This window comes from Streptomyces spinosus (assembly GCF_020400655.1).
GTDB lineage: Bacteria > Actinomycetota > Actinomycetes > Streptomycetales > Streptomycetaceae > Streptomyces > Streptomyces argyrophylli.
The window spans coordinates 172,148-196,047 of the sequence record NZ_JAINRC010000001.1 but is presented as its reverse complement, the minus strand read 5'-3'; the positions used below and the strand labels follow the sequence as shown (position 1 = coordinate 196,047).

Here is a 23,900-nt window from a genome sequence, read left to right as displayed (position 1 = left end):
TTGAACCAGTGGGAGCGCTCCCATAGTGGGGACGGGGCCCGGAGCGGTCAAGGTGCTTGAAGAGTCGAAAAGATTCGACGGATCCGGTCGAGGAAAAGTCGTACGGCTCCTCTGGGCAGACCGGCCGCTTGGCGCTACCTTCACTCGCACCAGTGGGAGCGGTTCCGTTCAGTCGACGCGTCCGTCACGGCGCGCCAAGCTGCAAGGAGTCGCTCATGCGACACCCCCCGCGTTCAGTACTTTTAGCCGTCACCGGTGCGGTCGCGCTCGTCGGGAGCGTGGTCGTACCGGTGGTGGCGGCCCAGGGAGCCACGCCCGCCTGCACGGTGGAGTACACCGTCACCAGCCAGTGGGACAGCGGCTTCCAGGGCTCGGTGAAAGTCACCAACAACCGGACAGCGCTGAGCGGCTGGAAGCTCACCTTCGACTTCGCCGGCGGACAGAAGGTCACTCAGGGCTGGAACGCCAAGTGGTCCCAGTCCGGCAGCACCGTCACCGCGGCCGGCGAGGACTGGAACGGCACGCTCGGCACCGGTGAGAGCGTCAGTGCCGGCTTCCTCGCCTCCCGGTCCGGGAGCGACCCCGCACCGGCCGTGTTCACGCTCAACGGCACGACCTGCAACGTCGACTCGGAGCCGACCACCCCGCCGCCGACGACCCCGCCACCGTCCGGCGGCACCCCGCCCGCGCTGCGGGTCTCCGGCAACAAGCTCGTGGACGCCGGCGGCACCACCCGCCGTCTGCTCGGCGTCAACCGCTCCGGCGGCGAGTTCATGTGCGTGCAGGGCTACGGCATCTGGGACGGACCGGTGGACGACGCGGCGGTCGAGGCGATCGCCGACTGGAAGGCCAACGCGGTCCGCATCCCGCTCAACGAGGAGTGCTGGCTCGGCCTGTCCAACGTCAAGCCCGAGTACGGCGGCGCCGACTACATCGCCGCCGTCAAGGAGCTGGTGGCCCGCGTCGAGGCGCACGGCATGACCCCGGTCCTCGAACTGCACTGGTCCTACGGCCAGTACACCGGGAACTCGGCCGGCTGCACCGACCCGCACGCCACCTGCCAGAAGCCGATGCCCGACATGCGCTACTCCCCGTCGTTCTGGTCGTCGGTGGCGAGCACCTTCAAGGACGACCAGGCGGCCGTGTTCGACCTGTTCAACGAGCCCTACCCGGACCGGGCGGCCTCCAGCGCCACGGACGCCTGGACGTGCTGGCGGGACGGGGGCACGTGCCCCGGGATCTCCTACGAGGTCGCCGGCATGCAGGACCTGGTGGACAGCGTCCGGGCCACCGGCGCCAGGAACGTCATCATGGCCGGCGGCCTGGCGTACTCGAACGACCTCAGCCAGTGGAACGCGTACAAACCGACCGACCCGGCGGGCAATCTCGCCGCCGCGTACCACGTCTACAACTTCAACTCCTGCGCGAGCGAGAGCTGCTGGAACTCCACCCTCGCCCCGGTGGCCGCCCAGGTGCCCCTGGTGGCCGGGGAGATCGGCGAGAACACCTGCGCGCACGGGTTCACCGACCGGGTCGTGAAGTGGTTCGACGACCACGACCTGTCCTACCTCGGCTGGACCTGGAACACCTGGGACTGCTCCTCCGGGCCGTCCCTGATCTCCGCCTACGACGGCACTCCCACCGCGTACGGCGCCGGGCTGCGTGACCACCTGCGCGCCCTCAACCCGTAGATCCCACCCGTAGATCCCACGGAACCCCGAAGGAACCCGCACTCATGAGTCGTACCAAGACAACACTGCTGGTGGCCCTGGGCCTCCTCGCCGGAGCCTCCGGAACGGCGTTCGCGGCCCTGCCCGGCGGCCCGGGCGCCGCCGCGGCCGCCGCGCCCTGCGCCGTCGACTACAAGATCCAGAGCCAGTGGGACACCGGCTTCACCGCCGCCGTGACCCTCACCAACAACGGCGCCGCCAAGACGGCCTGGTCGCTGAAGTGGTCGTACGGCGGCACCCAGAAGGTCACGAACGGCTGGAACGCGAAGATCAGCCAGAGCGGCACCGCGGTCACCGCGGCCAACGAGAGCTACAACGGCGCGCTCGCGACCGGTGGCACGGTCAGCTTCGGCTTCAACGGCACGTTCAGCGGCACCAACTCCGTCCCCGCCACCTTCACGCTCGACGGCGTCACCTGCAACGTGGACGGCGGCAGCGGCGGCACTGGCGGCGGCACCGGTGGGGACACCGGCGGCGGAACCGGCGGAGACACCGGCGGCGGCACGGGCGGAGACACCGGCGGGAGCACGGGCGGCGGGGGCGGTGACGGAGGCACCGGCAACCGCGTCGACAACCCCTACGCCGGGGCGAAGGGCTACGTGAACCCGGAGTGGTCGGCGCACGCCGCCGCCGAACCGGGCGGCAGCCGCGTCGCCAACCAGCCCACCGCCGTGTGGCTCGACCGGATCGCCGCCATCAACGGCGTGAACGGCGGGATGGGCCTGCGCGCCCACCTGGACGAGGCACTGAAGCAGAAGGGCTCGGGCGAACTCGTCGTCCAGCTGGTCATCTACGACCTCCCCGGCCGCGACTGCTCCGCCCTCGCCTCCAACGGCGAGCTGGGCCCCAACGACATCGACAAGTACAAGAGCCAGTACATCGACCCGATCGCGTCGATTCTGGCCGACGCCAAGTACGCGGGCCTGCGCATCGCCACCGTCATCGAACCCGACTCCCTGCCCAACCTGGTCACCAACGCGGGCGGCACCGCCGGCAGCACCGACGCCTGCGCGACCATGAAGGCCAACGGCAACTACGAGAAGGGCGTCAGCTACGCCCTCGACAAGCTGGGCGCCATCCCGAACGTCTACAACTACATCGACGCCGGCCACCACGCCTGGCTCGGCTGGGACTCCAACTTCGGTCCCACCGTCCAGGAGTTCTACAAGGTCGCCACCACCAACGGCGCGAGCGTGAACGACGTGACGGGCTTCATCGTCAACACCGCCAACTACAGCGCCACCAAGGAGCCGTACTTCAAGGTCACCGACAGCGTCAACGGGCAGACCGTGCGCCAGTCGAAGTGGGTCGACTGGAACCAGTACGTGGACGAGCAGTCCTTCGCCCAGGCACTGCGCGACAAGCTCGTCGCCTCCGGGTTCAACAGCAACCTCGGCATGCTGATCGACACCTCCCGCAACGGCTGGGGCGGCTCCGCCCGGCCCACCAAGTCCGGCCCGCTGACCTCCGTCGACGACTACGTCAACGGCAGCCGTGTCGACCGGCGCCTCCACGCCGGCAACTGGTGCAACCAGAGCGGTGCCGGCCTCGGCGAACGGCCGACCGCCGCTCCGGCGGCCGGGATCGACGCCTACGTCTGGGTCAAGCCCCCGGGGGAGTCGGACGGAGCCAGCTCCGCCATCTCCAACGACGAGGGCAAGGGCTTCGACCGGATGTGCGACCCGACCTACGGCGGCAACGCCCGCAACGGCAACAACCCCACCGGCGCGCTGCCGAACTCGCCGCTGGCCGGGCACTGGTTCTCCGCCCAGTTCCAGCAGCTGATGCAGAACGCCTACCCGCCGCTGCCGTAGCGGCGTGAGCGCCCGCCGGGGCCGGACCACCGCGGTTCAGACCGCACCGGCCAGGCCCCGGCGGATCGCGCGCTCCACCGGTGAGTACGCCCCGTCCGGCCGCTCCAGCTCGCAGGGCGCGGCCGGCAGCAGCGGCGGCTGCGCCAGGAAGCGGGGCCGGGTGCCGTGGTGCGGCTGGGCCGCGTGCACCAGGAACGGGTGACAGAGGTAGACGTCACCGGGGCGGCCCGTGGCGTGGGCGAGGGGGCGGTGGGCCGAGGCCGCCGCCACCCGGGGGCCCAGCTCGAGGAAGGACGCCCCCGCCTCGCCGTAAGGCCGCAGCACCGCGGGCACGTCCAGATGCGACCCCACCCGGATCCGGGTCGGGGCGTCGTCCAGCGTGACCTCGCTGAACAGGAACAGCATCAGCAGCGCGCGGTCCCGGGAGCGCAGGTTCGTGTGGTAGTGCTCCCGGCCCTCGGGGAGGTAGCTGCCCTCGATGTGCCATCCGGCGTCGTCCGGTTCCGCGGGGTGCGGGAAGCGCAGCGGGAAGGTGCCCAGCGAGTAGCGCGGCTCCCAGCGCCCGGCGCCCACCAGCGCGTCGAACGCGTCGTGCAGCACCGGGGAATTGGCCGCCGCCGCGAACGGACCCTGGGCCATGCCGCCCACCCACACCACCGGTTCCTTCCAGGTGGCGCGGTCCTCCGGGTCGTAGCCCGTCTCCCGCCACAGCAACCGCGCGCAGTCCGCGGCGACCCGGGGCGCGACGGCTCCTTCGATCTTCACGAACCCGTCCTCGACGAAGCGCGCTATGAGGTTGTCGTCCATGGGGCCATGGTCGCCGGTGACCTTGCCGGGACGCACCCGGTTTTTGCCGCACCGGCAACACCGCTGGCCTCCGTCCCGCGTGCCGTCGCACCCTGACCGCATCCGGAAGAGAGGCTGACCACCATGGCGCACGACCACCACCACGACACCGGGCACCGGCACGGCCACGGGCACCACGGCACGGACATCGACTGGAACGAGATGGGTCCCCTGCTGGAGGCGCAGGCGGAGCTGTTCGCCCCGGTGTACGAGCGGGCCATGGCGTGGCTCGCGCGGGAGGTGACCGGGCCGGGGCTGATCGTGGACGCGGGCAGCGGGCCCGGAGTGCTCTCCTGCCTGTTCGCCGAGGCGTTCCCCGGTGCCCGGGTCGTCGCCGTCGACGCCACCGCGCCCCTGCTGGAGCGTGCCCGCGCCCGGGCCGTCCGGCAGGGCGTCGCCGACCGTTTCGACACCCTCGCCGGCGAGCTCCCCGATGTGCTCGACAAGCTGGAGTACCCGGCCGACCTGCTGTGGGCCAGCCGCAGTCTGCACCACCTCGGTGACCAGCGGGCGGCGCTCGCCACGTTCGCCGAGCGGCTCGCCCCCGGCGGCACCCTGGCCCTGCAGGAGGGCGGTCTGCCCTCCCGCTTCCTGCCCCGGGACATCGGCATCGGCCGCCCCGGACTGCAGGCACGGCTGGACGCCCTGGAGGAGGAGTGGTTCGGCCGGATGCGCGCCGGCCTGCCGGGCTCCGTCGCCGAGACCGAGGACTGGCCCGGCCTGCTGACCGCCGCCGGCCTCGAGCACCCCCGGAGCCGCACCTTCCTGCTCGACCTGCCGGCCCCCGTCACCGACCGGGGCCGCGCCTACGTCGTCGCGCACCTGTCCCGGCTGCGCGAGGGCGTCGGCGACGCGCTGGACGCCGAGGACCGCGCCACCCTGGACCGGCTGCTCGACCCGTCCGACCCGGCGAGCGTGCACGTACGGCCGGACGTGTTCGTCCTGGCCGCGCACACCGTGCACACGGCGGTCCGCCGCGGATAGGTCCTTGCGGGGGGGCTTGACTTCGAGTGGTCTCCAAGTGATGGACTCCGGGCGTCTTCGACACCGCGGGACACACACACGACGCAGGGGGACCTCATGAACGACGCTCCGGTCGCGCTCATCACGGGCGGCGGCAGTGGTATCGGCGCCGCCGTGGCGCGGCAGTTGCTGGACGCCGGACACCGGGTCACCGTCACCGGGCGCACAGAGCGGCGGCTGCGGGAATTCGCCGGGAGCCTGGGCGATCCCGAAGGACTGCTGACGGTCGCCGGTGACGCGTCGGCGTACGACGACGTGCGGCACGCGGTCGACCGCACGGTCAAGGCGTTCGGGCGGCTGGACACCGTCGTCGCCAACGCCGGCGTCGCCACCCACGACTCCGTGGCGGAGGGCGACCCGGCCGGCTGGACCGAGATGGTCCTCACCAACGTCCTCGGTCCCGCGCTCCTCGTCCGCGCCTCCGTCGACGCGCTGAAGGAGAGCCGCGGCCGGATCGTCCTCGTCGGCAGCGTCGCCGGGTTCGTGAACACCCCGGGCAACCTCTACGGCGCCACCAAGTGGGCGGTGACCGGTCTCGCCGAGAACACCCGGCGCCAGGTCACGGAGTTCGGGATCGGTGTCACGCTGGTCGCCCCCGGCCGGGTGGAGACCCCCTTCTGGGACGGCTACGGCAGCCTGCCCCCGGGGCACCTCCTGACCGCCGGCCAGATCGCCGACTCGGTGGTGTGGGCGATCCGGCAGCCGGCCGGGGTCGACGTCAACACCGTCGTCATCCGTCCGCTGGGCCAGCCCAACTGACGGACGTGCCGGCTCAGTTGCCGGCGATGAACTGCTTGGCCAGCTGGTCGCCGAGGGAGACCGCCGCGCTGTGGCTCTCGATGGGCGAGACCTTGGAGTTCTTGAACAGGATGTAGGTCACGCCCGATTCGGCGCCGCCGGTGGCCGGGTCCGGGTCGATGCCGAGCGCCTTGGCGGTGGCGTACGACGCCTCGCCGATGATCTGCGTGGGACCGGTGTCGCCGACGACGGCGTACTCGACCTTGTTGTTGTAGATGACGGCGACCACACCGCCGCCCTTGATGCCGGCGTTCGAGTAGTTCCAGATGCTGCTGGTGCTGGGCACGACGACGTACGGCAGCGTCTCCGCCTTCAGCGGCTTGCCGTCGGACTGGTGGAAGGCGGTGTCGTCCTGGTACCAGGGGTCGCGGTCCTCGTTGCAGTTGGTGGTGCGCTGGCCGTCGCAGTCGATGTCCATGTCGGCCTTCCAGAACACCGCGCCGTTCTTGCCGCACACCGGGACCGTGGCCGAGGTCTCCTCGTCCGTCCGGTACTTGCCGTTGGAGATCTGCGAACAGGACGTCACCTTGGCGAGCAGGTCGGCGGCGCTGACCGTGCCCTCCTGCGCGGACTTGGGGGAGGCGGCGGAGGCGTGCGCGGGCAGGAGGCCGGCGGCGAGCAGGGCGGTGCCGGAGGCCACGGCGAGGCCGAGGGTACGGGAACGCATGTGGGGGACCCTTCTGTTAGGAAAGTTTCCTTACCGGGTGCCGTACACGGTGACCTGTTCGCCATGCTCCCGTCAACCCTGGTGTTGCGAACGGCCGAATCCTGTGCGTATTGCGGTCAGTTCCCTCGAAGGCGAGACTGGACGAGACGGATATGTCCTGCTCTGTCCGGCGCTGTCGGAGGTCCCCTTCCCCCGGAGGTGAGGCTCATGTTCGTCCGTGCGGTGTACGCGACCGGTGATCCGGCACTGCTGGACGCGGCCATCCGGTCGGTGAACAGCGAGGGGCGGGACCTGCTGGAGGAGCGCCCCGGGTACCGGGGCGCGGGCGTGTTCGCGGACAGGGAGCTCGGCAAGCTCCTCACGATGAGCTGGTGGGAGACCGAGGAGGCGCGGCGGAACAGCGACGAGGTCATGCGCGAGCGGCGCAAGGGGCTGCTGGAGCCCTTCGCCGGCACGATGGCGGTCGCCAACTACGAGGCCGCCGTGCTCCACGAGATCAGGCACCCGCGGCACGGCGGCGGACTGCGCGTCACCAGCATGGAGTTCGACCCGCGGGACGCCGATCTGGTCGTCGACACCTTCCGGGCCACGGTGGTGCCGAGGTCCGAGTCACTGCCCGGACTCGCCGAGACGGCCCTGCTGATCGACCGGGAACGGGGACGGGGCATGACCGGTTCCCTGTTCGTCGACCGCGCCTGCCTGGCCGCCTCGCGCGCGGCCGTCGCGGGCCTGCGGCACGCGGCGGCGGCCAAGGCGCACGCGGTCGTGGTCGGCCTGGAGGAGTTCGAGGTCGTGCACGCGGACGTGCGCTTCGGCTGAGCGGCGGGTCGTCGCCGGGCGCCGGGCGGTCCACGGCCGTGCGCCCCGCCGCGGTGCGGGGCGCACGGCCGTGCCGGTGGTGCGGGACGTCCGTTCGGACCCGGGAGTCAGCCCACGTCGATCAGCCCACGTCGAAGGTGGCCGGGTCGGGACCCAGGCGCCGGTCCTCGTTGAGCGCGCTGATCGCGGCGAGGTCCTCGTCGTCCAGGCTGAAGTCGAACACCTCGATGTTCTCCTTGATCCGGGACGGCGTCACGGACTTCGGGATCACGATGTTGCCGAGCTGGATGTGCCAGCGCAGCACGACCTGGGCCGGGGTGCGGTCGTGCTTCTGCGCGATGGCGACGATCGCCGGGACCTCCAGCAGGCCCTTGCCCTGGCCGAGCGGCGACCAGGCCTCGGTGGCGATGCCCTGCTCCGCGTGGAACTCGCGCGCCTCGCGCTGCTGGAGGTGCGGGTGCAGCTCGATCTGGTTCACGGCGGGGATGACCGAGGTCTCCTCGACGAGCCGCCGCAGGTGCTCGGGAAGGAAGTTGGAGACGCCGATGGCGCGGACGCGGCCGTCGGCGTGCAGCTTCTCGAACGCCTTGTAGGTGTCGATGTACGTACCCCGGGACGGCAGCGGCCAGTGGATCAGGTAGAGGTCGACGTAGTCGAGCCCGAGCTTCTCCAGCGACGTGTCGAACGCGCGCAGGGTGGAGTCGTAACCGTGGTCGCCGTTCCAGAGCTTGGTGGTGACGAAGACGTCCTCGCGGGGCAGGCCGGAGGCGGCGATGGCCTTGCCGGTGCCCTCTTCGTTGCCGTAGATCGCAGCGGTGTCGATGCTGCGGTACCCGGCCTCCAGCGCCGTGGCGACGGCCCGCTCGGCCTCGTCGTCCGGCACCTGCCAGACGCCGAAGCCCAGCTGGGGCATCTCGACGCCGTTGTTGAGGATGATCGGGGGGACCTTGCTGCTCACGAGCCTCTTGATCCTTCGGTTGTCGACAAGGTGGTACCTCCATGGTCAACGATCACGGGCCGCTTCGCATTCCTGACCGCGGAATCCGCCGCGACCGACCGGGGCACCGACCCGCTCAGCTCCGGTAGAGGGCCTCGACCTCGTTCGCGTACGCCTTCTCGATGGCCTTCCGCTTCAGTTTCAGCGACGGGGTCAGCAGGCCGTGCTCCTCGGTGAACGGCTGGGCCAGGATGCGGAAGGTGCGGATCGACTCGGCCTGGGAGACGAGGGTGTTGGCGGCGACCACCGCCCGCCGCACCTCCGTCTCCAGGTCCGGGTCGTGCACCAGCTCGGCCGGGGTCATCCTCGGCTTGCCGCGCATCTGGAGCCAGTGCTCGACCGCCTCCTGGTCGAGGGTGACCAGGGCCGCGATGTACGGGCGGTCGTTGCCGACGACGATGCACTGGTTGACCAGCGGGTGTTCGCGCACCCGCTCCTCCAGCACGCCCGGGGAGACGCTCTTGCCGCCGGAGGTCACCAGGATCTCCTTCTTGCGGCCGGTGATGGTCAGATAACCGTCCTCGTCCAGGGAGCCGAGGTCGCCGGTGGCGAGCCAGCCGTCGTGCAGGGTCTGGTCGGTGGCCTTGGGGTTGTTCAGGTACCCCTGGAAGACGTTCGCGCCGCGCAGCCAGATCTCCCCGTCGTCGGCGATGTGCACGGTCATGCCCGGGATGGCCTGGCCCACGGTGCCGTAGCGGGTGCGCTCGGGCGGGTTGGCGGTCGCCGCGGCCGTCGACTCGGTCAGGCCGTACCCCTCGTAGATCTGCACGCCCGCGCCCGCGAAGAACAGGCCCAGCCGGCGGTCCATCGCCGATCCGCCCGACATCGCGTTCCGGATCCGGCCGCCCATCGCGGCCCGGACCTTGGCGTACACCAGCTTGTCGAAGAGCTGGTGCTGCATCCGCAGTCCCGCCGACGGGCCGGGCCCGGTGCCCCATGCCTTCGCCTCGACCGCCTCCGCGTACCTGACAGCGATGTCGACGGCCTTCTCGAACGGCCCCGCCTTGCCCTCCTTCTCGGCCTTGCGGCGGGCCGCGTTGAACACCTTCTCGAAGATGTACGGCACCGCGAGGACGAACGTCGGCTGGAAGGCGGCCAGGTCGGGCAGGAGGGCGGCGGCGTGCAGCTGCGGCTGGTGCCCGAAGCGGACCCGGCCGCGGATCGCGGCGACCTCCACCATCCGGCCGAAGACGTGCGCCAGCGGCAGGAACAGCAGCGTCGACGCCTCGTCGCCCTTCTTCGAGTGGAACACCGGCTCCCAGCGCTGGATCACCGTGTCCGCCTCGAACATGAAGTTGCCGTGGGAGATCACGCAGCCCTTGGGGCGGCCGGTGGTGCCGGAGGTGTAGATGACGGTGGCCACCGACTCCGGGGTCACCGCCTCCCGGTGCCGGTGCACCACGTCGTCGTCCAGGTGCGCCCCCGCGTCGTACAGCTCCTGCACACAGCCCGCGTCCAGCTGCCACAGCCGGCGCAGCCGCGGCAGCCGGTCGATGACGGTGGCGATGGTCATCGCGTGGTCCTCGTGCTCGACGATCGCCGCGGCCACCTCGGCGTCGTACAGCATCCAGAAGCACTGCTCGGCCGAGGACGTGGGGTAGACGGGCACCACCTGGGCGCCGATGGTCCACAGGGCGAAGTCGAACAGGGTCCACTCGTAGCGGGTGCGGGACATGATCGCGACCCGGTCGCCGAAGCGGATGCCGGAGGCCAGCAGGCCCTTGGCGAGGGCCATGACCTCGTCGCGGAACTCGGCGGCGGTGACGTCCCGCCACTGCCCCGAGGCGTCCTTGCGGCCGAGTGCGATGTGCAGCGGGTCCGTCCGGGCATGGTCGAAGACGACGTCTGCCAGACCGCCCACCGGCGACGGCGACGCCAACGGAGGGTTGGTGAACTCGCGCAACCTCGCTCCCCGTGTTCGCGCCTCAGTGACGTTGGTCCACGCACCGCACAGCGCCGTGAAAGCTACCCCACCCGGTCGGCGTGCGGGAGGGGTGCGGAAACCGAGCAAACCTCACGTTCCGCCTGGAAGGCGGCCTCGAAATGCCCGCACATGGGGAAGGGCCGGACACAACTACTGACCAGTCAGTAAGTTTCGGTGCCGTAATCTCCACCGAATCTGTACGCGCCGGTTACGGCCCCGCGCGCGTGTGGACGCGGGGGGCCACGCCTCGGCCGAGGGCCGCCGTGACGTGGACTCCCGCGTCCGCGCGGGCCCGGCCGGTGTCCCCGGCGTGACACCGGCCGCGCACCGCGTCCGCCGTGAGCGCGCCGGGCCGACGCCGCGCCGCGTGACCGGCGCACCGGCCGGGGCCGGGCCGTGGGTCAGTCGCTCCTGCGGCGCAGTCGCTCGCCGCCCGCCAGGACCGCCGCCGCCAGGGCGTGCGCGGCGGCCCCGGCCGGGCCCCGGCGGTGACCGTGGACGAGGACGAAGTCGACCTTGCCCAGGTCGGGCAGGCCGGCCCGGTCGGGCAGCCGGAACAGCCCCGGCGGGATCAGCCGCCGGGAGTGGGCCATCACGCCGAGACCGGCGCGGGCCGCCGCGATCAGCCCGCTGAGACTGCCGCTCGTGCACACGATCCGCCAGTCACGGCCCTGCCGCTCCAGCACCTCCAGCGCGCGGGCGCGGGTGATGCCCGGTGGCGGGTACACGATCAGCGGAACGGGCCGGTCGGGTTCCAGCCGCAGCCGCTCGGCGCCGATCCACACGAGGTCGTCCCGCCAGACCAGCTCGCCGCGCGGATCCTGGGGGAGGCGCTTGGCGAGCACCAGGTCGAGCTTCCCGGCGGCCAGCCGCTCGTGCAGGGTGCCGGACAGCTCGACCGTGAGCTCCAGGTCGACCTCCGGATGGTCGTGGCGGAACGCCTCCAGGATCTCCGGCAGCCGGGTCAGGACGAAGTCCTCCGAGGCGCCGAAGCGCAGCCGGCCACGCACGCGCGTGCCCGTGAAGAACGCCGTCGCCTGCTCGTGCACCTCCAGGATGCGGCGGGCGAACCCCAGCATCGCCTCGCCGTCCTCGGTCAGCTCCACCGAGTGGGTGTCCCGGGAGAACAGCTGCCGGCCGGCCGCGTCCTCCAGCCGCCGCACGTGCTGGCTGACCGTGGACTGGCGCAGCCCCAGCCGCCGGGCGGCCTGCGTGAAGCTCAGCGTCTGGGCGACCGCCAGGAAGGTGCGCAGGTGGGTCGGTTCGTACACGACGCCGAGCCTAGGGTCTTTCGTCGGGATAGGGCCGGGCTCGCGGGGTCCCGGATCCGGCCCGGTCCGGACGAAGGGTCTCGGCGCGGTCATCGCCGGACGTGATGACAGTCAGAGCGGTATCCGGGATTCCCGATCAACGGGCGCAGGAGGACAATCGAGGGGGGCCCTGCGGGCCCGCGACCGCACGTCACCCACTGCAATCGGAGCACCGTGAAACGCCTGCGCCGGCCGACCTGGATGCCGATCGACCCGTACATCGTGCTGCTGCTCGGCACGGTCGGTCTCGCCGCGCTCCTGCCGGCCCGGGGCACCGCGGCCGACGTGACCTCGGGTGCCTCCACGGCCGCGATCGGGTTCCTCTTCTTCCTCTACGGTGCCCGGCTGTCCACCCGCGAGGCGCTGGACGGGCTCAAGCACTGGCGTCTGCACGTCACCGTGCTGACCTGCACCTTCGTCGTGTTCCCGGTGTTCGGGCTGGCCGCGCGCGGGCTGGTGCCGGTCCTGCTGACCCAGCCCCTCTACCAGGGCCTGCTGTTCCTGACGCTGGTGCCGTCCACCATCCAGTCGTCCATCGCGTTCACCTCGATCGCCCGGGGCAACGTGCCCGCCGCGATCTGCGCCGGCTCCTTCTCCTCCCTCGCCGGCATCGTCCTCACACCGCTGCTCGCGGCGGGGCTGCTCGGCGGTGAGGCGGTCGGGTTCTCCGCCGACTCGGTGGTGAAGATCGTGCTCCAGTTGCTGGTGCCGTTCCTCGCCGGGCAACTGCTGCGGCGCTGGATCGGCGGGTTCGTCACCCGGCACAAGAAGGTCCTCGGGCTGGTCGACCGCGGCTCGATCCTGCTGGTCGTCTACACCGCGTTCAGCGAGGGCGTGAACCAGGGCATCTGGCACCAGGCCGGCCCCGCGCGGCTGGCCGGGCTGCTCGGCGTCGAGGCCGTCCTGCTGGCGGTGATGCTGGCACTGACCTGGTACGGCGCCAAGGCGCTCGGCTTCGGCCGGGGGGACCGGATCGCCATCCAGTTCGCCGGGTCGAAGAAGTCCCTCGCCTCCGGGCTGCCGATGGCGAGCGTCCTGTTCGGCGCCCACGCCTCGCTGGCCGTGCTGCCGCTGATGCTGTTCCACCAGATGCAGCTGATGGTGTGCGCGGTCATCGCCAAGCGGCGTGCCCGTGACCCGGAGGCCGTGGACGCGGCCGGGGCGTCAGCCGCGCACGTGGTCCAGGGGCAGCCACAGGACGGTGTCCTGCGGTGAGCGCTGCACCTTCGGGTCGGCGAGTTCGGCGTCGGTGAGTGCCCGGTCCCAGACGCGTACCTCGTCCAGCGCGCCGGTGAGGAAGGCCCGGCTGTCCATGCGCTGACCGAGGTGCACGCCGAAGGGCGAGTTGCGGCTGACCGAGCCCGGCACGTCGGCGGCGGACGACAGCGCACCGTCGACGGAGAGCGACAGCAGGCCTCCGCCGCGGCGGAGCACCGCGTGGTGCCACCGGCCGTCGTTGTACGCGGTGTCGGTGCGCACGGCCGCGGTCTGCGGCGGGGCGGCCCCGTTCCGCACGGTGATCAGCCCCCGCACCCGGTGGTCCGCCGGCTCCCCGCGCAGCCACACCTGCGGCTGGCTGGTGCCGATCCCGCCCATCCACAGCAGCGGCTGCTCCCCGGCCGTCGCCGCGTACCGGAACCACAGCGACACCGTGAAGTCCTTCGTGCCCAGCGGCAGCCCGGCGCGGTACGGCAGTCGTACGGCGTCGTCGGTGCCGTCGAACTCCAGCGCGCCCCCGAACGCCCCGTCCGTCTCCCGCGGCCCGCCGAGCACCGCCGCCGGCCGGGCGTGCGGGGCGAGGTCGGCGGTGACCGGGTCGGGGCCGCGGCGCGGGGTCAGCCAGTCCTCGGTGAAGCGGGCGAAGCGGATCTCGTCGCGGGCGTCCACCGCGCCGCCCTCGTACAGCAGGCCGACCGTGCCGGAGCCGGCGCGCACCAGGTCGGAGTAGCCGGACCAGTCCGTGGTGACCACCGTGCCGCGGTCGACGCCGTCCCAGGTCCGGCCGCCGTCGTAGGAGGAGCGGATCATCATCGTGCGCCGCCGGTCGGGATCGCCGGGGCAGGCGAGCAGGAGGCGGTCGCCCAGCCGCAGCAGCGATCCCTGCACCTGCGGGGCGTACAGGTCCGGCAGGTCGCGGAAGGGGGCGGTGAAGCTGCTCCCGCCGTCGCGGCTGACGGCCTGGGTGCGGTGGCCGAGATCGGTGCCGTCCTGCTCCCGGCCGCTGACCAGGACCGAGCCGTCGCCGCGCTCGGCGAGCGTGAGCTCGGAGGGCTTCTGCCGGAAGGTGCCGTCGGAGGCGACGGGCCAGGTGTCGGTGGCGCCGGTCCGCCAGTGGCCGCCGTGGTCGTCGCTGACGATCAGGGCCGCGTGGTTGGCGGTGATCCGGCTGCCGTCCCAGGTCTCGGTGTTCACCCCGAACAGGAGGCGCCCGGCGTACCGGCCGCGGGTGAGCTGGATGCCGTGCACCGGGCCGGTGGCGTACCAGGAGTTCCAGTCGGCGGGGAGGATCTCGGGGCTCAGGTCGCGCGGCGGTGACCAGGTACGGCCGTCGTCGTCGCTGTACTGCAGGTGCGGGGTGCGGTCGCAGGGGACCGTGCAACTGGCGCTGTCCGTACGGCCGGTGTTGTACGTCTCCGCCAGCCAGACCCGCCCGGTGGCGCGGTCCACGACGGGCGCCGGGTTGCCGTGGGTGTCGCCGTCGCCCTCGTTGACCACCTGCAACGGACCCCAGGTGCGCCCGCCGTCGGTGGAGCGCTTGAGCACGATGTCGATGTCGGCCGCGTCCCCGCAGTTGAGGACCCGGCCCTCGGCGAACGCCAGCAGGGTGCCGCCGGCCGTCCTGACGACCGCCGGGATGCGGAAGCACGCGTACCCGGGGTCCTGGGCGGCCTTGAACAGCACCTGCTGCTCGAACACCGGGGAGCCGGCCGCCGGCTGGGCGTGCGCCGGATGGGCGGGGAGGAACGGCAGGACCAGGCCGGCGGCGGTGACGAGTGCGGCTCCGAGACGGGCGCGAAGACCTGACAGCACGGACGACCTGCCCTTCCTCCGCCGGACATACGGACATCCGGACATCCCATGTCCAACGAGTGTCCCCTGAACGGTAGTGGGCAGTGGCGCGGGTCACAAGAAGCGTGCGGCGGTCAGGGGCGCAGGACCACCTTGCCGAGGTTGGCCCGGCCCGTGACCACCCGGTGCGCCGCCGCCGCGTCCTCCAGGGCGAACTCCCCGTGCACGGCGGGCTTCAGGGCGCCCTCCGCGAACAGCCGCCACAGCTCCCGCCGCCACCGCTCGTACAGCTCCGGCCGGCCGCGGGCGATCAGCGCCATCTGGAAGCCGATCACCGACTTGGCCCCCACCAGCAGGTCGTACGCCCGCACGGTGCCGCCACCGGAGCTGTAGGCGACCAGGCGGCCGTGCGGGGCGAGCGCGGCGAGGGCCGGGGTGAGCAGGTCGCCGCCGACGGCGTCCAGGACGCAGTCGACGGGATCGCCCCAACCGGCGTCGCCGTACCGCACACAGCCGTCCGCGCCGAGCGAGCGCACGAAGTCCGCCTTGGTCCGGCCGGCCACGCCCTCCGTGTTCCCCGGCCCGGACACGGCCCCCACCACCCGCCCCGCGCCCAGCGCCCGCGCCAGCTGCACCGCGAGATGCCCCACGCCGCTCGCCGCGGCCGTGACGAGGGCCGACTCTCCCGGTGCGAGGCGGGCCGCCTCCAGCGCCCCTCGTGCCACCAGGCCGCTGCGCACCAGCGCCACCGCGGTCACGGCGTCGGCGCCGTCCGGCACCGGTGAGGTCATGGCCTCGTGCAGCAGGGCGTACTCGGCGTACCCGTGCCCGAAGCACAGTCCGGTCACGCGGTCGCCGGGGTGGAAGCGGGTCACGCCCTCGCCGGCCGCCACCACCTCGCCCGCGATCTCACCGCCCAGCGGCACGGGCTCCGCGGCCTCGGTGACCTTGCGGACCATCGGCAGCGTGACGCCGACGGCCGCGCAGCGCACGAGCAGCTCTCCGGGGCCGGGCGCGGGGACGGGCGCCTCCTCGACGAACAGGGGACCGCCGGTGGACTCGTACCGGACGCGACGCATCGCAACCTCCCAGGCCGGGCGTAGCCGGCGCCGGCGATCGTTGGGGACACCCATGAAATCGTTGGGAGGTCCAACGGTAGAGGACAATTCATGGGGAAGTCCAATGATTCTTCGGTTAGGCTGCCGCCATGGCCGAAGCACCCCTGCCCGCGATCCGCTCCCTGCCCAGCTGGCTCCTCGGCCGGGCCGCGGCGCGCGGCCGCGCCCTGGTCGCCGAGGCGCTCGCGTCGGAAGGGCTGAAGATGTGGCACCACGTCGTGCTCTCCGCCGTCCGCGACCTCGCCCCGGTCGCCCAGGCGGACCTCGGCCGCGGCGTGCGCCTCGACCCGAAGGACGTGGTCGGCATCCTGAACGACCTGCAGTCCGCCGGTCTGGTCGAGCGCGCCCCCGACCCCCGCGACCGGCGCAAGAACGCCGTGTCCCTCACCGAGGAGGGCGCCCGCCTCCTCGTGCGCTGCGAGAAGGCCGCCCGCGAGGCCAACGACGAACTGCTCGCCCCGCTGTCGGCCGCCGAACGGGATCAGTTCATGGGCCTGTTGATCCGGATTTCCGGCACGGACGGCTGACGACGGCTAACGTTCCGTCATGACCGCAGCTCCCGTGCTGGAACCGCAGCGCACCGCCCTCCTTCTCGTCGACCTGATGGACCGCATCGTCGCGCTGCCCCTGGAACCCCGCGAAGGCACCGAAGCGCTCGCCGCCGCGAAGGAGTTGGCGACCACCTTCCGTCGCGCCGGCGCCCTCGTCGTCCTCGTGCGGGTCGAGCGTCCCGCGGTCGCCGAACAGCCGCCCGGCAGCGGGCTGGTGCCCGGCCTGCGCCGGGACGGCGACCTGGAGGTCGTCAAGCGGACCCTCGGCGCCTTCCAGGGCACCGGCCTGGACGAGCGGCTGCGCGAACGCGGCGTGACCACCCTGGTGCTCGGCGGCATCGCCACCAACCTGGGTGTCGAGTCCACCGCCCGCGCCGCCGCCGACCTCGGCTACGACCTGGTCTTCGCCGAGGACACCATGGCGGCGTTGACCGCGGCCGAACACGAGGCATCGGTACGCCTCGACTTCCCGAGACTGGGCACGGTGACGAGGTCGACGGACATCACCTTCGGCTGAACAGCCCCGGACGAACGGCAAGGGCCCACCAACGTCCACTGTCCCCAGGCGTCGGCCGCGAAGAGAGCCGCTGAGGCGCCCCCGGAGGCGAACGAAGCAAGTAGTGACGGAGCCCCGCGGGCGCAGGGGGCGCTCCCCGCCGGGCGGGGCCCCGCCGCCGTGCCGCGGGGGGCCGGTCAGCCCTGGGCGGCCGCCTCCCGCAGGGCGATCCGGTCCTGGCCCGCGTACACGTTCATCGAGCTGCCCCGGAGGAAGCCCACCAGGGTCAGCCCCGTCTCCGCTGCCAGGTCGACCGCCAGCGACGACGGCGCCGACACGGCCGCGAGCACCGGGATGCCCGCCATCACGGCCTTCTGCGCCAGTTCGAAGGAGGCCCGGCCGGAGACCATGAGGATCGTCCGGGACAGCGGCAGGGCGTCGTTCTGCAGGGCCCGGCCGACCAGCTTGTCGACCGCGTTGTGCCGGCCCACGTCCTCCCGGGTGTCCAGCAGCTCCCCGTCCTCGCCGAACAGGGCCGCCGCGTGCAGGCCCCCGGTCCGGTCGAACACCCGCTGGGCCGCCCGCAGCCGGTCGGGCAGGCTCGCCAGCAGCTCGGGCGTGATCCGCAGCGGGGGAGTGTCGGCGATGGGCCAGCGCGCGGTCGTACGGACGGCGTCCAGGCTGGCCTTGCCGCACAGCCCGCACGAGGAGGAGGTGTAGACGTTCCGCTCCAGCGTGAAGTCCGGGAGCGTGACGCCCGGCGCGGTCTTCACGTCGACCACGTTGTAGGTGTTCGAACCGTCCGCCGTCGCACCGGCGCAGTAGACGATGTTCTGCAGGTCGGACGCCGTGGCGAGGACCCCTTCGCTCACCAGGAAGCCGGCCGCCAGCGGGAAGTCGTCGCCGGGGGTGCGCATGGTGATCGCGAGCGGCTTGCCGTTCAGCCGTATCTCCAGGGGTTCCTCGGCGACGAGCGTGTCCGGCCGGGTGGAGACCGCCCCGTCGCGGATGCGGAGGACCTTGCGTCGTTCCGTGACTCGTCCCATGGTCTGATCAGCCCCGGTTCTGTACGTGCTGGTAGCCGAAACGGCCCTTGATGCAGAGGTTGCCGTGGGTCACCGGGTTGTCGTGCGGCGAGGTGACCTTCACGATCTCATTGTCCTGCACATGGAGGGTGAGTGTGCAGCCGACCCCGCAGTACGCGCAGACGGTGGTCGTCTCCGTCTGCCGTGACTCGTCCCAGTCGCCGGCCGCCCGCAGGTCGAACTCGCGTTTGGCGGACAGCGCCCCGGTCGGGCACACCTCGACGCAGTTGCCGCAGAACACGCAGGCCGAGTCGGTCAGCGGCGCGTCGTGCTCCACGGCGATCCGCGCGTCGAAACCGCGCCCGGCGACCGAGATGGCGAAGGAGTTCTGCCACTGGTCGCCGCAGGCGTCGACGCACTTGTAGCACAGGATGCACTTGGCGTAGTCGCGTACGTACAGCTCGTTGTCGATCCTCGGTTCGTCGTTCAGGCGGGCCGCGCCGGGGCCGAAACGGTCCGGCTTCGCCTCGTACTCCTTGATCCACTCGGCGGCCCGGGGTGTCGTCGACAGGTCGGCCGAGGAGGCCAGCAGCTCCAGGACGATCTTGCGGCTGTGCCGGACGCGCTCGGTGTCCGTGCGCACCTCCATGCCGGGCTCGGCCCGGCGCGAGCAGGCCGGCACCAGCGTCCGCGACCCCTCGACCTCCACGACGCACACCCGGCAGGCGTTCTTGGGGCGCAGGGTGTCGCCCTGGCACAGCGTCGGGACGTCCTTGCCCGCGGCCCGGCAGGCGTCGAGGACGGTGGCGCCCTCGGGGACCCGGGCCTCCCGCCCGTCGAGCGTGAACTCGACCAGCCGGCGCGGCACCCCGAGCGGTATCGCGGTCATGTCCATGCCCCCAGACGGTCGATGGCGGATTCCACGGCGTTCCACGCGGTCTGTCCCAGGCCGCAGATCGAGGCGTCCCGCATCGCCTGGCCGACCTCCCGCAGCAGGGCGATGTCGTCCGCGGCGCCGGCGCCGGTGCGGTCCGCGATCCGGCGCAGCGCCTCCTCCTGGCGCACGGTGCCGACCCGGCAGGGCACGCACTGCCCGCAGGACTCCTCCCGGAAGAACTCGGCGATGCGCAGCAGCAGCCTGGGCAGCGGCACGGTGTCGTCGAAGGCCATCACCACCCCGGAGCCCAGCGTGGTGCCCGCCTCCCGGGTGCCCTCGAAGGTGAGCGGGAGGTCCAGCTCGTCGGGCCGCACGAACCCGCCGGCCGCCCCGCCGAGCAGTACCGCCCGCAGCCCCGCGCGCACCCCGGCCAGGTCCAGCAGCTCGCCGAGCGTGGCACCGAACGGCAGCTCGTACACCCCGGGCCGGTCGACGCTGCCGGAGACGCAGAACAGCTTCGGTCCGGTGGACCGCGCCGTGCCGATCGCCGCGTACGCCGGGGCGCCCATGGCCAGGACCGGCAGGACGTTGACCAGCGTCTCCACGTTGTTCTCGGCGGTCGGCTTGCCGAACAGGCCCTTCTCCACGGGGAAGGGCGGTTTGCTGCGGGGCTCGCCGCGGTAGCCCTCGATGGAGTTGAACAGGGCGGTCTCCTCGCCGCAGATGTAGGCGCCGGCACCGCGCCGGATCTCGATGTCCAGGTGGTAGCCCTGGCCGAGGATGTCGTCGCCGAGCAGCCCGCGGGCCCGGGCCTGGTCGATCGCGTGCTGGACCCGGCGGACCGCGCGGGGGTACTCACCGCGGATGTAGACGAAGGCCCGGTGCGCGCAGACCGCGTAGGAGGCGATGGTGATCGCCTCGACGAGCGCGAACGGATCGCCCTCCATCAGCACCCGGTCCTTGAAGGTGCCGGGCTCGGACTCGTCGGCGTTGCACACCAGGTAGTGCGGGTGGTCCGGCTGGGACGCCGTGGCCTGCCACTTGCGGCCGGTGGGGAAGGCAGCGCCGCCGCGCCCGACCAGGCCCGCGTCCGTCACCTCCCGGATCACCCCGGCCGGGCCGAGCGCGAAGGCGCGGCGCAGCGCCGTGTAGCCGCCGTGCGCCCGGTAGTCGTCCAGCGAGGACGGGTCCACCACACCGATCCGGCGCAGCAGCGTCAGCGAGGGGTCTCCCGCCTGCGGCACCGCCGCCACGGCCGGCGGCTCCTCGGGCGCCGCGTCCGGCGCGCCCGACGTGTCGACGGCCTCCGCCACGGACGCGGGCGCCGACACCGCCGTGCGCACCGGGTCGCCCGCCCGGACCGCGAGCGCGGCCGGGGCGCGTTCGCACAGGCCCAGGCAGGGGCCGCGCTCGACGCCCACCCCACTGCCGGGGCCGAGCCTCGCCTCGATCCCGGCGCACACCTCCTCGGCGCCGGCGGTCACGCAGGCCAGGTCGGTGCAGACGTGCAGGACCGTCGCGGGGCGCGGCCGGACGGAGAACAGGGCGTAGAAGGTGGCCACCCCGTACGCCTCGGCCGGCGGCACGGTCAGCCTGCGGCACAGGTAGCCGAGGCCGCCCTGGCTGATCCAGCCGACGCGGTCGTTGAGGGCGTGCAGCCCCGGCAGCAGCAGATCGCGCCGGTCGCGGGCCGCCCGTCCGCCGCGCGCCCACCGCAGGTCGGCGTCGGTGCGGTCGGCGCCCTCCCAGGCGGATTCCGGGGGGCCCAGCAGCGCGTCCACGGCCGCGCGTTCCTCGTCCGTCGGTTTGCCGTCGCCGAAGTGCAGGTCCACGAAGGTCACCTCACATAGGTCACTGCGGGCAGCTTCTCGATCCGGATCGCCGACGCCTTGAACTCCGCCGTCCCCGCGATCGGGCAGTTGGCCTCGATGGTCAGCCGGTTGGTGTCGACCTCGTCGGGAAAGTGCATGGTCATGAAGGCGAGGCCGGGACGCAGGGCCGTGTCGATCCACACGGGGGCCACGACCGAGCCCCGCCGTGAGGACACGCGCACCTCCTCGCCGACGACGACCCCGTACCGCTCGGCGTCCTCCGGGCACAGCTCGACGTACTCGCCGCGCCGCAGCGGGGACGCGAAACCGCCGCTCTGCACTCCGGTGTTGTAGGAGTCCAGCCGGCGGCCGGTCGTGAGCCGGAGCGGGTACTCCTCGTCGGTGAGGTCCACCGGCGGATCGTGCCGCACCAGCCCGAACGGCGCCGGCCTGCCCCGCCGTCCGGGGTCCGGCTCCCACAACCGCCCGTGCAGGAAGGGCGGTTCGAGTTCCTCGGTGCTCGGGCAGGGCCACTGGATGCCCTGGTGCTCCTCCAGCCGGCGGTACGTCATCCCGTAGTGGTCCGGGGACACCGACCGCAGCTCGTTCCACACGGCCTCCGCGCCGTCGTACTTCCAGTCGTGGCCCAGCCGGGCGGCCAGTTCGCAGATGATGTCGATGTCCTCGCGGGCCTCACCGGGCGGGGTGACGGCCCGCCGCACCCGCTGCACGCGCCGCTCGCTGTTGGTGGTGGTGCCCTCGGTCTCCGCCCAGCCGGCGGTCGCGGGCAGGACCACGTCCGCCAGTTCGGCGGTCTTCGTCAGGAAGATGTCCTGCACGACGAGGAAGTCCAGGGCCCTCAGGCGGCGTACGGCCTGTTCGCCGTCGGCCTCCGACTGGGCCGGGTTCTCCCCGACGCAGTACACGGCGCGCAGCCTGCCGTCCTCCATCGCCTCGAACATCTCCGTCAGGTTCAGCCCGTAGTGCGGCGGGATGACGGTGTCCCAGGCCGACTCGAACCTCAGCCGGACGTCCGGGTCGAGGATGTCCTGGAAGCCGGGCAGCCGGTTGGGGATGGCGCCCATGTCGCCGCCGCCCTGCACGTTGTTCTGCCCGCGCAGCGGCTGGAGCCCGGAGCCGTAGCGGCCGACGTGGCCGGTGAGCAGGGAGAGGTTGATCAGCGCGCGGACGTTGTCGGTGCCGTTGTGGTGCTCGGTGATGCCGAGGGTCCAGCACAGCTGGGCCCGCTCGGCGCGGGCGTAGGCGTGGGCCAGCTCCCGGATGGCGCCGGCCGGTACGCCGGTCACCTTCTCGGCCAGGGACGGGGTCCAGGGCTCCACCAGCTCGCGGTACTCCTCGAAGCCGGTGGTCGCCCGCGCGACGAACGCCTCGTTCACCAGCCCGGCGTGGATGATCTCCCGGCCGATCGCGTGCGCCATCGGGATGTCGGTGCCGACGTTCAGCCCGAGCCAGCTCTCCGCCCACTCGGCGGTGGAGGTCCGGCGCGGGTCGACGGCGTACATCCGGGCGCCGTTCCGGATGCCCTTGAGGACGTGCTGGAAGAAGATGGGGTGCGCGAAGCGGGCGTTGGAGCCCCACATCACGATGACGTCGGTGTGCTCGATCTCCTCGTACGACGACGTGCCGCCGCCGGAGCCGAACGCGGCCGACAGCCCCGCGACGCTGGGCGCGTGACACGTCCGGTTGCAGGAGTCGACGTTGTGGGTGCCCATCACCACCCGCGCGAACTTCTGCGCCACGTAGTTCATCTCGTTGGTGGCGCGGGCGCAGGAGAACATCCCGAACGCGCCCCGGTTGCGCTCCAGGCCCCGGGCGGCGCGGTCCAGCGCCTCCTGCCAGGTCGCCTCCCTGAACGGTTCGTCACGGCCGTCGCGCACCAGGGGGCGCGTCAGCCGGGTGTAGGTCTTCGGTTGCCGGTTCCTCATGCGGCGCTCCTCAGGGCGAGCAGGTCCGAGATGGCGTGCACGGTGCGCAGGGTGGGCACCTCCACGCCGGTGATCTCCGCGAGTTCGACCACGGCGGCGAGCAGCGCGTCCAGTTCCAGCGGCTTGCCGCGCTCCAGGTCCTGGAGGGTGGAGGTGCGGTGGTCGCCGACGCGTTCCGCACCGGCGAGCCGGCGTTCGATGGAGACGCCGACCTCGCAGCCGAGGGCCTCGGCGACGCAGAGCGTCTCGCGCATCATCGTCTCGATGACCCGGCGGGTGCCGCCGTGCCGGCACATCTGCCGCATGGTGGCCCGGGCCAGGGCGCTGATGGGGTTGAAGGAGATGTTCCCGAGCAGCTTCAGCCAGATGTCGTTGCGCAGGTCCGGCTCCACGGGGCACTTCAGCCCGCCGGCCCGCATCGCCTCGCTCAGCTCCAGGCAGCGCGCCGAGACACCGCGGTCGGGCTCGCCGAGGGAGAACCGGGTGCCCTCCACGTGCCGCACCACGCCGGGGGCCTCGAGTTCCGTCGCCGCGTAGACGACACAGCCGACGGCCCGTTCGGGGGCGAGGACGGCGCTGACGGCGCCGTCCGGGTCGACGCTCTCCAGGCGGCGGCCGTCGTAGGGGCCGCCGTGCCGGTGGAAGTACCACCAGGGGATGCCGTTCTGCGCGGCCACCACCGTGGTGCGCTCGTGCAGCAGCGGTGCGATCAGCGGCCCGCACGCCGCGTAGGCGGTGGCCTTCAGGCCCAGGAAGACGTGGTCGACGGGGCCGACCTCGGCCGGGTCGTCGGTGGCGTGGGGGCGGGCGGCGAAGTCGCCGCGCGGGCTGATCACCTGGACGCCGTGCCGCCTCATGGCCGCGAGGTGCGGTCCACGGGCGATGAGGTGCACGTCGGCTCCGGCACGGTGGAGCGCGGCGCCGACGTAGGCGCCGATGGCACCGGCGCCGAGGACTGCGACTTTCACAGGGACGCTCCGTTCGGTTCGAGGGATACCGCGGAGGTGACGACGGGAGCCGGCGGGCACACGCACTGAATCCTGTCGACGAAATATTGTCTACAGTATGGAGTCGGCGTCAGCAAGGGTTCCCGCGGCGGCCGTTGCGGAGGACTGCGGGCCGACCGTTGAGCGCAGCCT

20 protein-coding genes are annotated in these 23,900 nt (G+C 72.4%); 8 read left to right on the top strand and 12 right to left on the bottom strand.

All coding sequences use genetic code 11. From position 1 onward, the window contains the following. Positions 1 to 215 precede the first annotated feature (215 nt). Complete coding sequence (locus LG395_RS00785; protein ID WP_225808049.1) at positions 216 to 1,691, top strand: cellulose binding domain-containing protein; 1,476 nt, start codon at positions 216 to 218, stop codon at positions 1,689 to 1,691. A 44-nt stretch (positions 1,692 to 1,735) separates the two neighbouring features. Next, positions 1,736 to 3,544 carry a glycoside hydrolase family 6 protein gene (locus tag LG395_RS00780; RefSeq protein ID WP_225808048.1) on the top strand — a complete coding sequence of 603 codons (1,809 nt, stop codon included), beginning with the start codon at positions 1,736 to 1,738 and terminating at the stop codon, positions 3,542 to 3,544. Between the two features lie 36 nt (positions 3,545 to 3,580). On the opposite strand, the gene LG395_RS00775 is transcribed toward LG395_RS00780, so the two are convergent. Next, on the bottom strand, positions 3,581 to 4,351 hold the full coding sequence (locus LG395_RS00775) for a phytanoyl-CoA dioxygenase family protein (RefSeq protein WP_171151062.1): 771 nt from the start codon (positions 4,349 to 4,351) through the stop codon (positions 3,581 to 3,583). 123 nt (positions 4,352 to 4,474) lie between these two features. Here LG395_RS00775 and LG395_RS00770 point away from each other — a divergent pair, with 123 nt between their 5' ends. Next, positions 4,475 to 5,374 carry a class I SAM-dependent methyltransferase gene (locus tag LG395_RS00770; RefSeq protein WP_171151060.1) on the top strand — a complete coding sequence of 300 codons (900 nt, stop codon included), beginning with the start codon at positions 4,475 to 4,477 and terminating at the stop codon, positions 5,372 to 5,374. A gap of 96 nt (positions 5,375 to 5,470) precedes the next feature. Continuing rightward, positions 5,471 to 6,172 carry an SDR family oxidoreductase gene (locus LG395_RS00765; protein WP_171151057.1) on the top strand — a complete coding sequence of 234 codons (702 nt, stop codon included), beginning with the start codon at positions 5,471 to 5,473 and terminating at the stop codon, positions 6,170 to 6,172. Positions 6,173 to 6,185: 13 nt separating this feature from the next. Here LG395_RS00765 and LG395_RS00760 read toward each other — a convergent pair whose 3' ends face one another. Beyond that, on the bottom strand, positions 6,186 to 6,878 hold the full coding sequence (locus LG395_RS00760) for a glycoside hydrolase family 75 protein (protein ID WP_225808047.1): 693 nt from the start codon (positions 6,876 to 6,878) through the stop codon (positions 6,186 to 6,188). A gap of 207 nt (positions 6,879 to 7,085) precedes the next feature. On the opposite strand from LG395_RS00760, the gene LG395_RS00755 reads away from it, so the two are divergent. After that, positions 7,086 to 7,697, top strand: coding sequence for a hypothetical protein (locus LG395_RS00755; protein ID WP_225808046.1), 612 nt, complete (start codon positions 7,086 to 7,088; stop codon positions 7,695 to 7,697). Between the two features lie 121 nt (positions 7,698 to 7,818). Here LG395_RS00755 and LG395_RS00750 read toward each other — a convergent pair whose 3' ends face one another. From LG395_RS00750 to LG395_RS00740, 3 genes are all read right to left on the bottom strand, one after another. Continuing rightward, a complete protein-coding gene (locus LG395_RS00750; protein WP_171151052.1) occupies positions 7,819 to 8,655 on the bottom strand; it encodes an aldo/keto reductase in 837 nt (278 codons plus the stop codon). Positions 8,656 to 8,770: 115 nt separating this feature from the next. After that, positions 8,771 to 10,597, bottom strand: coding sequence for an AMP-dependent synthetase/ligase (locus tag LG395_RS00745; RefSeq protein WP_171151050.1), 1,827 nt, complete (start codon positions 10,595 to 10,597; stop codon positions 8,771 to 8,773). A 422-nt stretch (positions 10,598 to 11,019) separates the two neighbouring features. Further along, positions 11,020 to 11,889, bottom strand: a complete 870-nt coding sequence (locus LG395_RS00740) for a LysR substrate-binding domain-containing protein (RefSeq protein WP_171151048.1) — start codon at positions 11,887 to 11,889, stop codon at positions 11,020 to 11,022. A gap of 213 nt (positions 11,890 to 12,102) precedes the next feature. On the opposite strand from LG395_RS00740, the gene LG395_RS00735 reads away from it, so the two are divergent. After that, positions 12,103 to 13,143 carry a bile acid:sodium symporter family protein gene (locus LG395_RS00735; RefSeq protein ID WP_372463190.1) on the top strand — a complete coding sequence of 347 codons (1,041 nt, stop codon included), beginning with the start codon at positions 12,103 to 12,105 and terminating at the stop codon, positions 13,141 to 13,143. Here LG395_RS00735 and LG395_RS00730 read toward each other — a convergent pair. Together LG395_RS00730 and LG395_RS00725 are read right to left on the bottom strand one after the other, a co-directional pair. Next, on the bottom strand, positions 13,093 to 14,958 hold the full coding sequence (locus LG395_RS00730) for an exo-alpha-sialidase (protein WP_225808045.1): 1,866 nt from the start codon (positions 14,956 to 14,958) through the stop codon (positions 13,093 to 13,095). The genes LG395_RS00735 and LG395_RS00730 overlap by 51 nt on opposite strands. 113 nt (positions 14,959 to 15,071) lie before the next feature. Then, complete coding sequence (locus tag LG395_RS00725) at positions 15,072 to 16,016, bottom strand: quinone oxidoreductase family protein (RefSeq protein WP_225808044.1); 945 nt, start codon at positions 16,014 to 16,016, stop codon at positions 15,072 to 15,074. 128 nt (positions 16,017 to 16,144) lie between these two features. On the opposite strand from LG395_RS00725, the gene LG395_RS00720 reads away from it, so the two are divergent. Continuing rightward, complete coding sequence (locus LG395_RS00720; RefSeq protein ID WP_225808043.1) at positions 16,145 to 16,582, top strand: MarR family winged helix-turn-helix transcriptional regulator; 438 nt, start codon at positions 16,145 to 16,147, stop codon at positions 16,580 to 16,582. Positions 16,583 to 16,601: 19 nt separating this feature from the next. Further along, entirely contained in the window at positions 16,602 to 17,123 is a 522-nt protein-coding gene (locus LG395_RS00715) for an isochorismatase family protein (protein ID WP_225808042.1), read from the top strand. Positions 17,124 to 17,299: 176 nt separating this feature from the next. Here the strand turns inward: LG395_RS00715 and fdhD are convergent, their stop codons facing one another. The 5 genes from fdhD to LG395_RS00690 are packed head-to-tail and all read right to left on the bottom strand — an operon-like array spanning position 17,300 to position 23,729. After that, entirely contained in the window at positions 17,300 to 18,148 is an 849-nt protein-coding gene (fdhD, locus tag LG395_RS00710; protein ID WP_171151041.1) for a formate dehydrogenase accessory sulfurtransferase FdhD, read from the bottom strand. Between the two features lie 7 nt (positions 18,149 to 18,155). Beyond that, the gene (locus LG395_RS00705) at positions 18,156 to 19,016 is read right to left on the bottom strand and encodes a 2Fe-2S iron-sulfur cluster-binding protein (RefSeq protein ID WP_171159543.1); all 861 of its coding nucleotides are present in this window, start codon (positions 19,014 to 19,016) and stop codon (positions 18,156 to 18,158) included. Then, the gene (locus LG395_RS00700) at positions 19,013 to 20,836 is read right to left on the bottom strand and encodes an NADH-ubiquinone oxidoreductase-F iron-sulfur binding region domain-containing protein (protein WP_225808442.1); all 1,824 of its coding nucleotides are present in this window, start codon (positions 20,834 to 20,836) and stop codon (positions 19,013 to 19,015) included. The genes LG395_RS00705 and LG395_RS00700 overlap by 4 nt, the downstream gene beginning before the upstream one ends. A gap of 5 nt (positions 20,837 to 20,841) precedes the next feature. Then, positions 20,842 to 22,761 carry a molybdopterin oxidoreductase family protein gene (locus LG395_RS00695; protein WP_225808041.1) on the bottom strand — a complete coding sequence of 640 codons (1,920 nt, stop codon included), beginning with the start codon at positions 22,759 to 22,761 and terminating at the stop codon, positions 20,842 to 20,844. Continuing rightward, the gene (locus LG395_RS00690; RefSeq protein ID WP_225808040.1) at positions 22,758 to 23,729 is read right to left on the bottom strand and encodes a 2-dehydropantoate 2-reductase; all 972 of its coding nucleotides are present in this window, start codon (positions 23,727 to 23,729) and stop codon (positions 22,758 to 22,760) included. The genes LG395_RS00695 and LG395_RS00690 overlap by 4 nt, the downstream gene beginning before the upstream one ends. Positions 23,730 to 23,900: the final 171 nt, after the last annotated feature.

Coding starts and splice junctions, on each gene's coding strand:
- LG395_RS00785 (WP_225808049.1), top strand. CDS start 216: ATGCGACACCCCCCGCGTTCAGTACTTTTAGCCGTCACCGGTGCGGTC.
- LG395_RS00780 (WP_225808048.1), top strand. CDS start 1,736: ATGAGTCGTACCAAGACAACACTGCTGGTGGCCCTGGGCCTCCTCGCC.
- LG395_RS00775 (WP_171151062.1), bottom strand. CDS start 4,351: ATGGACGACAACCTCATAGCGCGCTTCGTCGAGGACGGGTTCGTGAAG.
- LG395_RS00770 (WP_171151060.1), top strand. CDS start 4,475: ATGGCGCACGACCACCACCACGACACCGGGCACCGGCACGGCCACGGG.
- LG395_RS00765 (WP_171151057.1), top strand. CDS start 5,471: ATGAACGACGCTCCGGTCGCGCTCATCACGGGCGGCGGCAGTGGTATC.
- LG395_RS00760 (WP_225808047.1), bottom strand. CDS start 6,878: ATGCGTTCCCGTACCCTCGGCCTCGCCGTGGCCTCCGGCACCGCCCTG.
- LG395_RS00755 (WP_225808046.1), top strand. CDS start 7,086: ATGTTCGTCCGTGCGGTGTACGCGACCGGTGATCCGGCACTGCTGGAC.
- LG395_RS00725 (WP_225808044.1), bottom strand. CDS start 16,016: ATGCGTCGCGTCCGGTACGAGTCCACCGGCGGTCCCCTGTTCGTCGAG.
- LG395_RS00720 (WP_225808043.1), top strand. CDS start 16,145: ATGGCCGAAGCACCCCTGCCCGCGATCCGCTCCCTGCCCAGCTGGCTC.
- LG395_RS00715 (WP_225808042.1), top strand. CDS start 16,602: ATGACCGCAGCTCCCGTGCTGGAACCGCAGCGCACCGCCCTCCTTCTC.
- fdhD (WP_171151041.1), bottom strand. CDS start 18,148: ATGGGACGAGTCACGGAACGACGCAAGGTCCTCCGCATCCGCGACGGG.
- LG395_RS00705 (WP_171159543.1), bottom strand. CDS start 19,016: ATGACCGCGATACCGCTCGGGGTGCCGCGCCGGCTGGTCGAGTTCACG.
- LG395_RS00695 (WP_225808041.1), bottom strand. CDS start 22,761: ATGAGGAACCGGCAACCGAAGACCTACACCCGGCTGACGCGCCCCCTG.